Annotated in this window: 13 protein-coding genes; 10 read left to right on the top strand and 3 right to left on the bottom strand. The window is 69.4% G+C overall.

The features are described 5' to 3' along the window. The first annotated feature begins 135 nt into the window (after positions 1 to 135). The 7 genes from NGB36_RS30105 (at position 136) to NGB36_RS30075 (ending at position 5944) form a co-directional block, all read left to right on the top strand. Positions 136 to 390 carry a thiamine-binding protein gene (locus NGB36_RS30105; RefSeq protein ID WP_255923755.1) on the top strand — a complete coding sequence of 85 codons (255 nt, stop codon included), beginning with the start codon at positions 136 to 138 and terminating at the stop codon, positions 388 to 390. Between the two features lie 50 nt (positions 391 to 440). Continuing rightward, the gene (locus tag NGB36_RS30100; protein ID WP_255923765.1) at positions 441 to 764 is read left to right on the top strand and encodes a helix-turn-helix domain-containing protein; all 324 of its coding nucleotides are present in this window, start codon (positions 441 to 443) and stop codon (positions 762 to 764) included. Between the two features lie 192 nt (positions 765 to 956). After that, positions 957 to 1463 carry a 2-oxo-4-hydroxy-4-carboxy-5-ureidoimidazoline decarboxylase gene (gene uraD / locus NGB36_RS30095; protein ID WP_255923754.1) on the top strand — a complete coding sequence of 169 codons (507 nt, stop codon included), beginning with the start codon at positions 957 to 959 and terminating at the stop codon, positions 1461 to 1463. Positions 1464 to 1465: 2 nt separating this feature from the next. Beyond that, positions 1466 to 1861 (top strand): hydroxyisourate hydrolase, encoded by a 396-nt coding sequence (uraH, locus tag NGB36_RS30090; RefSeq protein ID WP_255923752.1) that lies wholly within the window; start codon positions 1466 to 1468, stop codon positions 1859 to 1861. Between the two features lie 7 nt (positions 1862 to 1868). Beyond that, complete coding sequence (pucL, locus tag NGB36_RS30085) at positions 1869 to 2792, top strand: factor-independent urate hydroxylase (RefSeq protein ID WP_255923750.1); 924 nt, start codon at positions 1869 to 1871, stop codon at positions 2790 to 2792. Positions 2793 to 2901: 109 nt separating this feature from the next. Next, positions 2902 to 4332: an 8-oxoguanine deaminase gene (locus NGB36_RS30080; protein WP_255923749.1), complete on the top strand. Its 1431-nt coding sequence runs from the start codon at positions 2902 to 2904 to the stop codon at positions 4330 to 4332. A gap of 229 nt (positions 4333 to 4561) precedes the next feature. After that, on the top strand, positions 4562 to 5944 hold the full coding sequence (locus NGB36_RS30075) for a nucleobase:cation symporter-2 family protein (protein WP_255923747.1): 1383 nt from the start codon (positions 4562 to 4564) through the stop codon (positions 5942 to 5944). Between the two features lie 84 nt (positions 5945 to 6028). Here NGB36_RS30075 and aceB read toward each other — a convergent pair whose 3' ends face one another. Together aceB and NGB36_RS30065 are read right to left on the bottom strand one after the other, a co-directional pair. Continuing rightward, positions 6029 to 7645 (bottom strand): malate synthase A, encoded by a 1617-nt coding sequence (gene aceB, locus NGB36_RS30070; RefSeq protein ID WP_255923746.1) that lies wholly within the window; start codon positions 7643 to 7645, stop codon positions 6029 to 6031. A 155-nt stretch (positions 7646 to 7800) separates the two neighbouring features. Further along, positions 7801 to 8457, bottom strand: a complete 657-nt coding sequence (locus NGB36_RS30065) for a nucleotidyltransferase family protein (RefSeq protein WP_255923744.1) — start codon at positions 8455 to 8457, stop codon at positions 7801 to 7803. A gap of 300 nt (positions 8458 to 8757) precedes the next feature. On the opposite strand from NGB36_RS30065, the gene NGB36_RS30060 reads away from it, so the two are divergent. Beyond that, positions 8758 to 9051 carry a DUF5955 family protein gene (locus tag NGB36_RS30060; protein WP_255923764.1) on the top strand — a complete coding sequence of 98 codons (294 nt, stop codon included), beginning with the start codon at positions 8758 to 8760 and terminating at the stop codon, positions 9049 to 9051. Positions 9052 to 9053: 2 nt separating this feature from the next. Here the strand turns inward: NGB36_RS30060 and NGB36_RS30055 are convergent, their stop codons facing one another. Then, positions 9054 to 9794 (bottom strand): IclR family transcriptional regulator, encoded by a 741-nt coding sequence (locus NGB36_RS30055; RefSeq protein ID WP_255923762.1) that lies wholly within the window; start codon positions 9792 to 9794, stop codon positions 9054 to 9056. Between the two features lie 426 nt (positions 9795 to 10220). Between NGB36_RS30055 and allB the strand changes: the two genes are divergently transcribed. Together allB and alc are read left to right on the top strand one after the other, a co-directional pair. Further along, entirely contained in the window at positions 10221 to 11573 is a 1353-nt protein-coding gene (gene allB, locus NGB36_RS30050) for an allantoinase AllB (protein WP_255923743.1), read from the top strand. Beyond that, positions 11570 to 12691, top strand: coding sequence for an allantoicase (gene alc / locus NGB36_RS30045; protein WP_255923742.1), 1122 nt, complete (start codon positions 11570 to 11572; stop codon positions 12689 to 12691). Before allB ends, alc begins: the two co-directional genes overlap by 4 nt. Positions 12692 to 12713: the final 22 nt, after the last annotated feature.

The following is a 12713-nucleotide window of genomic DNA, read 5'->3' as shown; positions in this document are numbered from 1 at the left end:
TGCTTGGGCATTGCGACCTTCCGTATGGGAGGTGAAAGCGAAGTTCCGTATCGCGGACACTAAGGACCTCGCGCGAGCGATGTCAACACTTTGTTGAATCTTGGGGTCGGCGGGACGACCGGCTAAGTTGGGCGCGTGCGATTGAAGGTGGAATTCACGACGGAGCCGTTCGACCTGGACCACGCGCCGGCCCACGCGCTCGTGGCCCGCGAGGTCGTCCAGGCCGCCGACCTGGAAAAGGTGGACGTCGGCCCGTTCGGGAACACGGTGGAGGGTTCCGCCGAGCAGGTGCTCGCCGCCGTCGGCGACCTGCTGCAGCGCACCCTCACGGCGGGCGCCACCCGGGTGTCGCTGCAGGTCAGCGTGGTCGATGAGGAGGGCGAGGCGTGACGAGCACCGGTCACCCCTTCGTCGACGCGGTCAAACCGCTCGTCGACGCCATGGGCGGGGTCATGGTCCCCCCCGATCAGGCGCGCGGCGATGACGTCGTGCTCAGCTGGGAGGGCGAGGAGGTGCTGGCCGTACGGCTGCCGCACATAGCCGACTCCCTCGACCACATCCTCGCCGACCTGGAGCGGCGCAAGGGCCGGCCCCTCGCCGAGCTGGACCGCAAGGAGAAGCAGACGGTGGTGCGGATCCTCGAGGAGCGCGGCGCCTTCTCGGTGCGCCACGGCGTCGAGACGGTCGCCTCCGCGCTCGGCGTCAGCCGTTTCACGGTGTACAACTACCTCAACCGTGAAGGTGCTGCCAAGAACAATGCGTGACCGGCTTTGAGCGCGGTGTGACCAGCGCTGACTCGGCCGCCGCCCCGGCATCTCCCGGGCGGCGGCCTTTGTATTGCAGGAAGTTCAACAAAGTGTTGACGACGTGTGGCGCGGGCCTTTAGCTTTCCAGCAAGCCCGGAGTACACAGCTTTCGGGCAAGCCCGGTCCAACGCAGGCCTCGGAGGCCGCTCCATGACATCTCCTACCCCCGCGGGGATCGCCCGCCTCAACACAGCCGACGACGGTACTGCCGCCGACCTCCTCCACGAGGTCTGCACCAGCACTGCCTGGGCGCGCGCGGTGCTCGCCAAGCGCCCGTTCGCCGGTCTCGACGAGCTGTGCGAGGCGAGCGACGCGGCGATGCGGGAGCTGACCCCCGAGGACCTCGGTGAGGCCATGGCAGGCCACCCGCCGATCGGCAGGCCCAAGCCCGGCGACCCGACCTCGGCGCGCGAGCAGCGCGGCATGGCCGGAGCGTCGGACGAGCTCAAGGCGGAGCTGCTCGAACTCAACCTGGCCTACCAGGACAGGTTCGGGCACGTCTTCCTCATCTGCGCCACGGGCCTCACCGGGGAACAGATGCGGGACGCCGCGACGGCCCGGATCGGCAACACGCCGGAGCAGGAACGCGAGATCGTCCGCACCGAGCTGGGGAAGATCAACCGCATCCGGCTGACCCGCCTCGCAGAAGGAGAATGACCATGACGGCCACGGCGCTCACGGCGTCCGTATCCACGCACATCCTGGACACCAGCGTCGGACGCCCCGCCGAGGGCGTCGCCGTCGAACTGTCGGTCCGGTCCGGTGCCGATGCCCCATGGACCGTGCACGGCGCGTCGAAGACCGATGCGGACGGGCGCTGCAAGGACCTGCCCGCCCTCCCCGAGGGCACCACCCACGTACGGCTCTACTTCGAGGTCGAGCCGTATTTCACCCACAAGCAAGAAGCCGAGGCTCAGCAGGACGCCCCCCGCGTAAGGGACAGCGGAGCTTTCTTCCCGGAGGTGGCGATCACGTTCGCCGTCAAGCCGGGTGAGCACTACCACGTACCGCTGCTGCTCAACCCGTTCGGCTACTCCGTATACCGAGGGAGCTAGCACCGACATGCCCACCATTCTCGGCCAGAACCAGTACGGCAAGGCGGAAAACCGCGTCGTCAAGATCACCCGTGATGGCGACACGCACCACATCAAGGACCTGAACGTCTCCGTCGCCCTCTCCGGCGACATGGAGGAGGTCCACTACTCGGGAAGCAACGCCAACGTGCTGCCGACCGACACCACGAAGAACACCGTCTTCGCCTTCGCCAAGGAACACGGCATCGAGTCCGCCGAGCAGTTCGGCATCCACCTGGCCCGCCACTTCGTGACCAGCCAGGAGCCGATCAAGCGCGCACGCATCCGCGTCGAGGAGTACACGTGGGAGCGGATCGAGACCTCCGACAACAACTCCCGCTTCATCGGCTCGGACGAGGTCAAGCACTCCTTCGTCCGCAAGGGCCAGGAGGTGCGCACCTCACAGATCACCTTCGACGGTGAGAACTGGGAAGTCATCTCCGGGATGAAGGACCTGACGGTGATGAACTCCACCAACTCGGAGTTCTGGGGCTACGTCAAGGACAAGTACACGACGCTGCAGGAGGCGTACGACCGCATCCTCGCCACCACGGTCCAGGCCGCCTGGCGCTTCAACTGGACCAGCGACGAGCAGCGGATGCCCAACTGGGAGCGCTCGTACGCCGAGGCGAAGAAGCACCTGCTGCAGGCCTTCGCCGAGACCTACAGCCTCTCCCTCCAGCAGACCCTGTACCAGATGGGTTCGCGGGTGATCAACAGCCGCTCGGAGATCGACGAGGTGCGTCTGTCGCTCCCGAACAAGCACCACTTCCTGGTGGACCTGGAGCCGTTCGGTCTGAAGAACGACAACGAGGTGTACTTCGCGGCCGACCGCCCGTACGGCCTGATCGAGGGCACCGTGCTGCGCGACGGCGTCGAGGCGCGCATCCCGGTCGACCACACCAACCTGTGACCGTCATCCGAAACTCGATCTGAACCTCGGCACCCGCGGGGAGCGGGCGGGCAGCCTTCCCCGACTGCCCGCCCGGCCGATCAAGAAACCAAGAGAACGAGGCAGCACCATGGCAGCATCGGCAGCCCCCGGCAGCGCGGCTCCCCCTAGCCTTCGGCCGGGGGGACTCCCCCGCATCGTCATCGAGAACTGTTCCATCGCGACCGTGGACGCCCATGACACCGAGTACGCCTCGGGTCATGTCGTCATCGCCGGAAACCGTATCGAGTCGGTCGGCCAGGGTCCTGCTTCCGCCGGTCTGGAGAATGTCGTCCGACGCATCGACGCGGAAGGACACCTGCTGACGCCGGGCCTCGTCAACACCCACCACCACTTCTACCAGTGGATCACCCGCGGCCTCGCCCAGGACTGCAACCTCTTCGACTGGCTCGTCACCCTTTACCCGACCTGGGCGCGCATCGACGAGCAGATGGTCTACGCGGCGGCCCAGGGCTCGCTGGCCGCGCTCGCGCTGTCCGGCGTGACGACCGCCATGGACCACCACTACGTCTACCCGCAGGGCTGCGGCGACCTGTCCGGCGCCATCATCCGTGCTGCCTCCGAGACGGGTGTCCGCTTCACCCTGGCCCGCGGCTCGATGGACCGCAGCAAGAAGGACGGCGGTCTGCCGCCGGACTTCGCCGTGGAAACTCTGGAGGGCGCGCTCGCCGCCACCGAGGAGACCGTCAAGAAACACCACGACGCCTCCTTCGACGCGATGACCCAGGTCGCCGTCGCCCCCTGCTCGCCCTTCTCGGTCTCCACTGAGCTGCTCAAGCAGGGCTCCGAGCTCGCTCGCCGGCTCGGTGTGCGGATGCACACGCACGGCTCGGAGACCGTGGAGGAGGAGAAGTTCTGCCACGAGCTGTTCGGCATGGGCCCGACGGACTACTTCGAGTCCACCGGCTGGCTCGGCGAGGACGTGTGGATGGCGCACTGCGTCCACATGAACGACTCCGACATCGCGAAGTTCGCCGAGACCGGCACCGGCGTCGCCCACTGCCCGTCCTCCAACGCGCGCCTCGCCGCGGGCATCGCCCGCGTTCCCGACATGCTCGCCGCGGGTGTGCCGGTCGGCCTCGGTGTCGACGGCACCGCCTCCAACGAGTCCGGCGAGCTCGGCACCGAGCTGCGCAACGCTCTGCTGATCAACCGCCTCGGCAGCCACCGCGAGAAGGCGCTCAACGCCCGCCAGGCGCTGCGGCTGGGCACCTATGGCGGTGCGCGTGTCCTCGGCCGTGAGCAGGAGATCGGCTCGATCGAGCCGGGCAAGCTCGCCGACCTCGCCCTGTGGAAGCTGGACGGGGTGCTGCACTCCTCCATCGCCGACCCGGTCGCCGCCCTCGTCTTCGGCGCCGCGGCACCGCTCACCCTGCTCCTCACCAACGGCAAGCCGGTGGTCGAGAACAGCCACCTGGTCCACGTCGACGAGGACGCCATCGCGCGCAGCACGCGCACCGAGGCCCAGCGCCTCGCGAAGATCGCCGGTCTCACCGACTGACGCCGGCGCACAGCCAGGCCACCGGCCGGGGGGGACGGTCCCCGGCCGGGGTGCCGGACCCCGTGGGGCTCCGGCAGCGCCGCCCCCGTACATCGGACAGCAGTAGTACGGGGGCGGCGCACCCAACCCCTCTTCGGTCCTGCCTCTGGCTTTCCGCAGAGCTCCAGACGACCCGCACCACCCTCCCTGAAACCCGCGCCTTTGGCGTGTAACCGACAGGAGGAGAACCGTGGTCGACACCCCGGCTCCCGCATCCGAACCTCCCAAACACCCGGTCGACGACAAGCTCCCGCCGGGAAAGCTGTTCACCAGCGGCCTGCAGCACGTGGCCGCCATGTACGCGGGGGTGGTCGCGCCGCCCCTCGTCGTCGGCAAAGCGGTCGGGCTCTCCGCGACCGACATGACATTCCTGGTGGGGGCGAGCCTGTTCACCGCAGGTCTGGCAACCCTCCTGCAGACCATCGGATTCTGGAAGGTCGGGGCCCGGCTGCCCTTCGTCAACGGCGTCTCGTTCGCCGGCGTCGCCCCGATGATCGCGATCGCCGACTCCACCGGCCGCCATGACGCCCTTCCCGTCATCTTCGGCTCCGTCATCGTCGCCGGCCTCGTCGGATGCCTGGTCGCGCCTTACTTCTGCAGGCTGATCCGCTTCTTCCCGCCCGTCGTCACCGGCTCGGTCATCACCCTCATCGGCATATCGCTGCTCCCCGTGGCCGTCGGATGGATCGCGGGCAGCGATCCCTCGGCCCCCGGATACGACGCACTGTCCAACATCGTGCTCGCCGCCATCACGTTGGTGGTGGTGCTGGCGCTGCGGCGGCTGCTCAGCGGCTTCCTCCAGCAGATCTCGATCCTCATCGGCCTGGTCGTCGGCACGCTGATCGCCATCCCGTTGGGCAAGACCGACTTCAGCCCGATCGGCAAGGCCGGCCTCGTCGGCTTTCCCACCCCGTTCCACTTCGGCGCACCGCAGTTCCAGATCCCCGCGATCCTGTCGATGTGCATCGTGATGGTGGTGTGCCTCACCGAGTCGACCGCCGACATCCTGGCGCTCGGCAAGGTCGTGGAGCGTCCGGCCGACGAGGCGACGCTCGCGGCGGGGCTGCGCGCCGACACCCTGGGCAGCGCCATCAGCCCGTTGTTCAACGGCTTCTTCAACAGTGCCTTCGCCCAGAACATCGGCCTGGTGGCGATCACCAAGGTGCGCAGCCGGTTCGTCGTCGCCGCGGGCGGTGTGCTGCTGGTGCTGGCCGGGCTGTGCCCGGTGCTCGCGTCATTGATCTCGCTGGTGCCAGGCCCAGTGCTGGGCGGCGCGGGTCTGGTGCTGTTCGGTACGGTCGCCTCCAGCGGCGTCAAGACCCTTGCTGAGGCGGATCTTTCGGACGGGAACAACCTGCTCATCGTGGGCATCGCCATCGGCATCGGCATGATCCCGATCGTCTCGCCGGGCTTCTACGCCCACGTGGACCCACATCTGCAGATCGTGCTCAACTCCGGTATCAGCACCGGCTGTCTGGTGGCCGTCGTCCTTAATCTGATCTTCCATCACCTGGGCCGGCGCGGGACCACGGAGCCGGATGTCCCGGTGCAGCGGGAGCGCGTTCCCATATGACCGCGTGAGCGCGAGACCGCTTGGCACACGACGGTGGCCGGCCCCTGTGTTCCGGGGCCGGCCACCGTCGTACGGTCTCGTCGCTCAGCCGAGCAACTCGTACGCGGGCAGGGTGAGGAAGTCCACGTACTTCTCGTCGAGCGAGACCTGGAGCAGCAGGTCGTGCGCCTGCTGCCAGGTGCCGGCCGCGAAGGCCTCCTCGCCGATCTCCGCGCGGATCGCCGCCAGTTCCTCGGCGGCGATGTGGCGGGCCAGCTCGGCGGTGGCCTTCTCGCCGTTGTCGAAGACGACGCCGGCGTCGATCCACTGCCAGATCTGCGAGCGCGAGATCTCGGCGGTGGCCGCGTCCTCCATGAGGTTGAAGATGGCAACGGCGCCGAGGCCCCGCAGCCAGGCCTCGATGTAGCGGATGCCGACCTGGACGGCGTTGCGCAACCCCTCGTACGTCGGTTTGGCGTCGAGCGAATCGATGGCGATCAGCTGGTCGGCGGTGACGTGCACGTCCTCGCGCAGCCGGTCCTTCTGGTTCGGCTTGTCGCCGAGCACCGCGTCGAAGCTGGCGCGGGCGACCGGGACCAGGTCGGGGTGGGCGACCCAGGAGCCGTCGAAACCGTCCGCGGCCTCGCGGTCCTTGTCGGCCCTGACCTTCTCCAGCGCCTTGGCGTTGACCTCGGGGTCGCGGCGCGAGGGGATGAACGCGGCCATGCCGCCGATGGCGTGGGCGCCGCGCTTGTGGCAGGTGCGGACGAGCAGTTCGGTGTACGCGCGCATGAACGGCGCCGTCATGGTCACCGCGTTGCGGTCCGGCAGGACGAACTTCTCACCACCGTCGCGGAAGTTCTTCACGATCGAGAAGAGATAGTCCCAGCGGCCGGCGTTCAGACCGCTGGCGTGGTCGCGCAGTTCGTAGAGGATCTCCTCCATCTCGAACGCGGCGGTGATCGTCTCGATGAGGACGGTGGCACGGATGGTGCCCTGCGGAATGCCGGTGTAGTCCTGGGCGAAGACGAAGACGTCGTTCCACAGGCGCGCCTCGAGGTACGACTCCGTCTTCGGCAGGTAGAAGTACGGGCCCTTGCCCTTGGCCAGCAACCGCTTGGCGTTGTGGAAGAAATACAGGCCGAAGTCGACGAAGGCGCCCGGCACCGGTTCGCCGTCGACGGTCAGGTGCCGCTCGTCCAGGTGCCAGCCGCGCGGGCGCATCACGACGGTGGCGAGTTCCGCATCCGGGCGCAGCGCGTAGGACTTGCCCTCGGGGGAGGTGAAGTCGATGCGGCGCTCGTAGGCGTCGATCAGGTTGACCTGGCCGAGGACCACGTTCTCCCATGTGGGCGCGGAGGCGTCCTCGAAGTCGGCGAGCCATACCTTGGCGCCGGAGTTCAGCGCGTTGATGGTCATCTTGCGGTCGGTCGGACCGGTGATCTCCACACGCCGGTCGTTCAGCACCTCCGGGGCCCGGGCGACCTGCCAGTCGCCCTCGCGGACGTGCGCGGTCTCGGGGCGGAAGTCCAGTGCGGCGGTTCGTGCGATCTCGTCTCGGCGCTCCTTGCGCTGGGCGAGCAGTTCGGCGCGGCGCGGTGCGAACCGGCGATGCAGCTCTCCGATGAAGGCGAGCGCCTCATCGGTGAGCACCTCCTCGGAACGTGGGACGGGCTCTGCGTCGACGATGACGGGCAGCGGGGAGGGCGCTGCTGCGGACATGGCTGTCACTCCTTCACGCGCGCGCCGTGTGCGGCGGCGGCGCGATGGCGGCACGGGGTGCCGCGGATTGTGGGTACGGCGGCAGATCCCGGGCCGGTGTGCGGCCGGGCCCGAGCGTTCTGCTGCGTGGAGCATAGTTTCTGCATAGTGGAAGATCAACGGTTTGTGGCACCCGGTGCACGGCCTTCGCGGGGCCTCTCGGCGGCCCGGCCGCCAGGCTCGGAGAGGAGTCGCAGGTCGGCGGGGGTGTCGATGTCGCCGGGCGAGGAAATGTCCCCGCATTCGACCAATGTGATTGTGCTCTCACGCCCCCGCAGATATGCGCGAGCGCCTTGATCGCCTTTGGCCGAGGAAATGACGGCGGGCCAGTGATCGGCGCCGAAGAGCACGGGATGGCCGCGGCTGCCGTCGTATGCGGCGGCGGCGAGGCTCGCCCGCGAGACGCCGGACGACAGCAGGCGTGCGACGGCCTCGGGGCCGATTCCGGGCTGGTCGACGAGGGAGACCACCGCCGCCCGCGCGTCCGTGGAGCGGAGCGAGGCGAGCCCGACGCGCAGCGAGGATCCCATCCCCTGCGCCCAGTCGGGGTTGTCGACCAGCCGGCACCAGTCGAGCCCGGTGGCCCGCTCCCGTACCTCCGCGGCGGCCGCACCGAGCACGACATGCACCACGTCGCAGCCCCCGTCGCGCAGCACGCGGGCGGCATGCTCGACGAGCAGCCCCCCGCGGTAGGTGAGGAGCGCCTTGGGCTGCCCGCCCAGCCGCCGTCCGGTACCGGCCGCGAGCACCACACCCGCTACAAACTGCTTCATGACGCCTGCATATCCCCTTTCCGGCTTGCGAGGAAAGCGGCGGCTTGCCACACGGACGTGTGAAATACCGCCAAGTCTCCTTCGAACGAAGGTTTTTTGAGACCGATTTCGCTCTCCGTATGGCGCGATGTGCGGAGAGTCGCCTTTACTGGTCCGGCCCAGCATGGCCTACCCCAGGACGTCTGAGGGGGAGTAGCAGTGTCGAACGACCCGACCGGGCAGTGTGCCCGGACCGTCGTACGCGCCGACGGCGCGGATGGCACAGCCGACGGCGCGGCGGACGGTACCGAGGACCCGCGGGTGACGGGTCTGCGCAAGGCGGTCGCCCGCCTCCGCCGCGAGCTCGCGGGCTACCGCGCCCATCTGTCCGACCGTGAGGTCGCCGAGGACGAACTCGCGGCGCTCGACGCAGCCGCCGCGGCGGGCGTCCCGGTGATCGAACGCCTCCGCGGCTCGCTGCTGGTGCTCACCAGCGCCCTGGGCTCGGTGAGCGCGCTCGCACCGTCCCTGGCGGAGGTGCGCGGCGCGATCGACCTCTTCGGCCCCGTTCCGGCGGCACGACCACGCCGCGAGGCGGCCGGCGACCCCACCTGAGGTCAGGCGGTTCCCGTGCTGGCGAGCGCAGCGGAGAGCTGGCGTGCGACGTCCTGCAGCACGGGGATGATCTTGTCCTGTGCCGTCTCCGTGACGCGTCCCGCCGGGCCCGAGATGGAGATCGCCGCGGCCGTCGGGGAATCGGGCACGGTCACCGCCAGGCAGCGCACCCCTATCTCCTGCTCGTTGTCGTCGACCGCGTAGCCCGCCGTGCGGATGCGCTCCAGCTCGGCGATGAACTCCTCCGGGTCGGTGATCGTCTTCTCGGTCGCCGCGGGCATGCCCGTACGCCCCAGCAGCGCCCGCACCTCGTCGGCCGGGACGTGCGCGAGCAGCGCCTTGCCGACGCCCGTGGAGTGCGGCAGCACCCGCCGTCCGACCTCGGTGAACATCCGCATTGAGTGGCGCGACGGCACCTGCGCCACGTAGACGACCTCATCGCCGTCGAGCAGCGCCATGTTCGCCGTCTCGCCGGTCGCCTCGACCAGTTCCGCGAGGTACGGCCGCGCCCAAGTGCCCAGCAGCCGCGATGCGCTCTCGCCGAGCCGGATGAGGCGCGGGCCGAGCGCGTAGCGGCGGTTCGGCTGCTGCCGTACGTAGCCGCAGGAGACGAGCGTGCGCATCAGCCGGTGGATCGTGGGAAGCGGAAGTCCGCTGCTCGCGGAGAGCTCGCTCAGCCCGACCTCGCCGCCCGCGTCGGCCATCCGCTCCAGCAGGTCGAAAGCGCGCTCCAGGGATTGCACGCCACCGGCGCCCGCGGCGGTGCCGTTGGGCTTACTGCTGGTGCTGGTGTTGTTGGCGGAGCTGCTGGAGCTGATCGACGGCACGTCCGGTCCTCTCGAAGCCGCGTGAGCCGCCGGGCCCGGTATGGGCTCGGCAGCGTACGGCAGCCTACCGGGCGCCGAGCGGTCGATCACGGGCCGCTGCCTGCGGATCCGAGGTCCGCGGGCCCGTGGACCACACGATCGACGCTTACGCCCTACCTGTCGCCACACCGCAACTGGTCGTAGCTACCTTCTATTGTATGGAATGCAGATTCCATTTTGTGGAATCCTCCAAAGTGGCTCACGGGTCGCACGTCTGAAGCCTTGACGCTCCACGTCTCCGGCGTGAAGACTTCCTTCAACAGAAAGTTGAATTCCGGTAGGTGGAAGAAGGAAGGAGAGCCTGTGTCGCACGCAGACCTCGTCCTGCGCTCGACGCGGGTCGTCACACCTGAGGGTGAGCGCCCGGCGGCGGTGACCGTCGCCGATGACCGGATCGTGGCCGTTCTGCCGTACGAGGCCGAGCTTCCGGCAGGCGCCCGCATCGTGGACCTCGGTGACGACGCGCTGCTGCCCGGCCTCGTCGACACGCACGTCCACGTCAACGATCCCGGCCGCACCGAATGGGAGGGCTTCGACTCCGCGACCCGCGCGGCCGCGGCGGGCGGCATCACGACGCTGATCGACATGCCGCTCAACAGCATCCCGCCGACCACCACTCCCACCGCTCTCGACATCAAGCGCAGCACGGCCCGGGACAAGGCCCACATCGACGTCGGCTTCTGGGGTGGCGCCATCCCCGGCAACGTCAAGGAGCTGCGGCCGCTGCACGACGCCGGCGTCTTCGGCTTCAAGTGCTTCCTGCTGCCGTCGGGCGCCGACGAGTTCCCGCACCTGAGCCCCGCCGAGCTCGAAGAGGCGATGGCCGAGATCGCCGGCTTCGACGGCCTGCTCATCGTGCACGCCGAGGACCCCCACCTGATCGAGGCCGCGCCGCACGCCGACGGCAGCCGCCGCTACGCCGACTTCCTCGCCTCCCGTCCGCGCGACGCCGAGAACACCGCCATCGCCTCGCTGATCGCACTCGCGCAGCGGCTGCGGGCCCGCATCCACATCCTGCACCTCTCCTCGTCCGACGCCCTGCCGCTGATCGCCGCCGCCAAGCGCGACGGCGTACGGCTCACCGTCGAGAGCTGCCCGCACTACCTCACCCTCACCGCCGAGGAAGTGCCGGACGGTGCAACGGAGTTCAAGTGCTGCCCGCCCATCCGCGAGGCCGGAAACCAGGACGCCCTGTGGGAAGGCCTCGCCGACGGCACCATCGACTGCATCGTCTCCGACCACTCGCCGTCCACCGTCGACCTCAAGCTCCTCGACACCGGCGACTTCGGGCAGGCGTGGGGCGGCATCTCCTCGCTCCAGCTGGGCCTTCCGGCGATCTGGACCGAGGCCCGCCGCCGCGGCCACACACTCACCGACGTGGTGCGCTGGATGTCGTCCGCACCGGCCGCGCTGGCCGGACTCGGCAACAAGGGCGCCATCGCACCGGGCAACGACGCCGACTTCGCCGTCCTCGCACCCGAGGAGACCTTCACCGTGGACCCGGCGGTGCTCCACCACCGCAATCGGATCACCGCCTACGCCGGGCGCACGCTCCACGGCGTCGTGCGCAGCACCTGGCTGCGCGGACAGCGCATCGCCGATCACGGCCTCACCACCCGGCCCACCGGCCGGCTCATCGAAAGGCAGCATGCATGACGCAGGTCACTCGCTTCACCGGCGACGCCAAGCCGTACGGAGGCGGCGACCCGTACGCCGACTACCGCAGCGCGGAGATTCCCTTCGCCGACCTGGTCGACCTGGTCGACCTGGCCGACCGCCGCCTCGGCGCGGGCGTCGTCGCCGCCAACGACGAGTTCTTCGCCGAGCGCGAGAACCTGCTCATCCCCGAGCCCGCTCACTTCGACCCCGAGCACTTCGGCCACAAGGGCAAGATCATGGACGGCTGGGAGACCCGCCGTCGCAGGGGCACCGGAGCCGGCACCCCGCACCCGGCCGACGAGGACCACGACTGGGCGCTCATCCGCCTCGGCGCCCCCGGCGTGATCCGCGGCATCATCGTGGACACCGCACACTTCCGCGGCAACTACCCGCAGGCCGTCTCCATCGAGGCCACCGTCGCGCCGCTGTCCGCCTCGCCCGAGGAACTGCTCGCCGACGGTGTGGAGTGGACCGAGCTGGTCCCGCGCACCGCCATCGGCGGCCACGCCGCCAACGCCTTCGAGATCGCCGTCGAGCGCCGCTTCACCCACCTGCGCCTCAACCAGCACCCCGACGGCGGCATCGCGCGGCTGCGCGTCTACGGCGATGTCGCGCCCGACCCGGAGTGGCTGGCCGCGCTCGGCACCTTCGACCTCGTCGCGCTGGAGAACGGCGGCGCCGTCGAGGACGCCTCCGACCGGTTCTACTCGCCGCCCACCAACACCATCCTGCCGGGCCGTTCGCGCAAGATGGACGACGGCTGGGAGACCCGTCGCCGCCGCGACAAGGGCAACGACTGGGTCCGCTACCGCCTCACCGAGCAGGCCGAGATCCGCGCCGTGGAGATCGACACCGGCTACCTCAAGGGCAACTCGGCCGGCTGGGCCGCCCTCTACGGGCAGGACCAGAGCGCCGGCTCGGAGGAGTGGTTCGAGATCCTGCCGCGCACCCGGCTGCAGCCCGACACCGTCCACCGCTTCCTGGTCGACGCGCCCGCCGCAACCCATGTCCGGATCGACATCTTCCCGGACGGCGGCATCTCCCGTCTGCGGCTGCACGGTTCGCTGACGGCGGTCGGCGCCAAGCGCCTGGCCGAACGCTCGGCGCAGCTGTGACCCACTGACGGCGCCGCGGCCG

This window comes from Streptomyces humicola, from assembly GCF_024436035.1.
Taxonomy (GTDB): Bacteria; Actinomycetota; Actinomycetes; order Streptomycetales; family Streptomycetaceae; genus Streptantibioticus_B; species Streptantibioticus_B humicola.
The sequence above is the reverse complement of the archived record's forward strand: the minus strand, read 5'-3'. Positions and strand labels throughout refer to the sequence as shown.

Coding starts and splice junctions, on each gene's coding strand:
- NGB36_RS30100 (WP_255923765.1), top strand. CDS start 441: ATGGGCGGGGTCATGGTCCCCCCCGATCAGGCGCGCGGCGATGACGTC.
- uraD (WP_255923754.1), top strand. CDS start 957: ATGACATCTCCTACCCCCGCGGGGATCGCCCGCCTCAACACAGCCGAC.
- uraH (WP_255923752.1), top strand. CDS start 1,466: ATGACGGCCACGGCGCTCACGGCGTCCGTATCCACGCACATCCTGGAC.
- pucL (WP_255923750.1), top strand. CDS start 1,869: ATGCCCACCATTCTCGGCCAGAACCAGTACGGCAAGGCGGAAAACCGC.
- NGB36_RS30080 (WP_255923749.1), top strand. CDS start 2,902: ATGGCAGCATCGGCAGCCCCCGGCAGCGCGGCTCCCCCTAGCCTTCGG.
- aceB (WP_255923746.1), bottom strand. CDS start 7,645: ATGTCCGCAGCAGCGCCCTCCCCGCTGCCCGTCATCGTCGACGCAGAG.
- NGB36_RS30065 (WP_255923744.1), bottom strand. CDS start 8,457: ATGAAGCAGTTTGTAGCGGGTGTGGTGCTCGCGGCCGGTACCGGACGG.
- alc (WP_255923742.1), top strand. CDS start 11,570: ATGACGCAGGTCACTCGCTTCACCGGCGACGCCAAGCCGTACGGAGGC.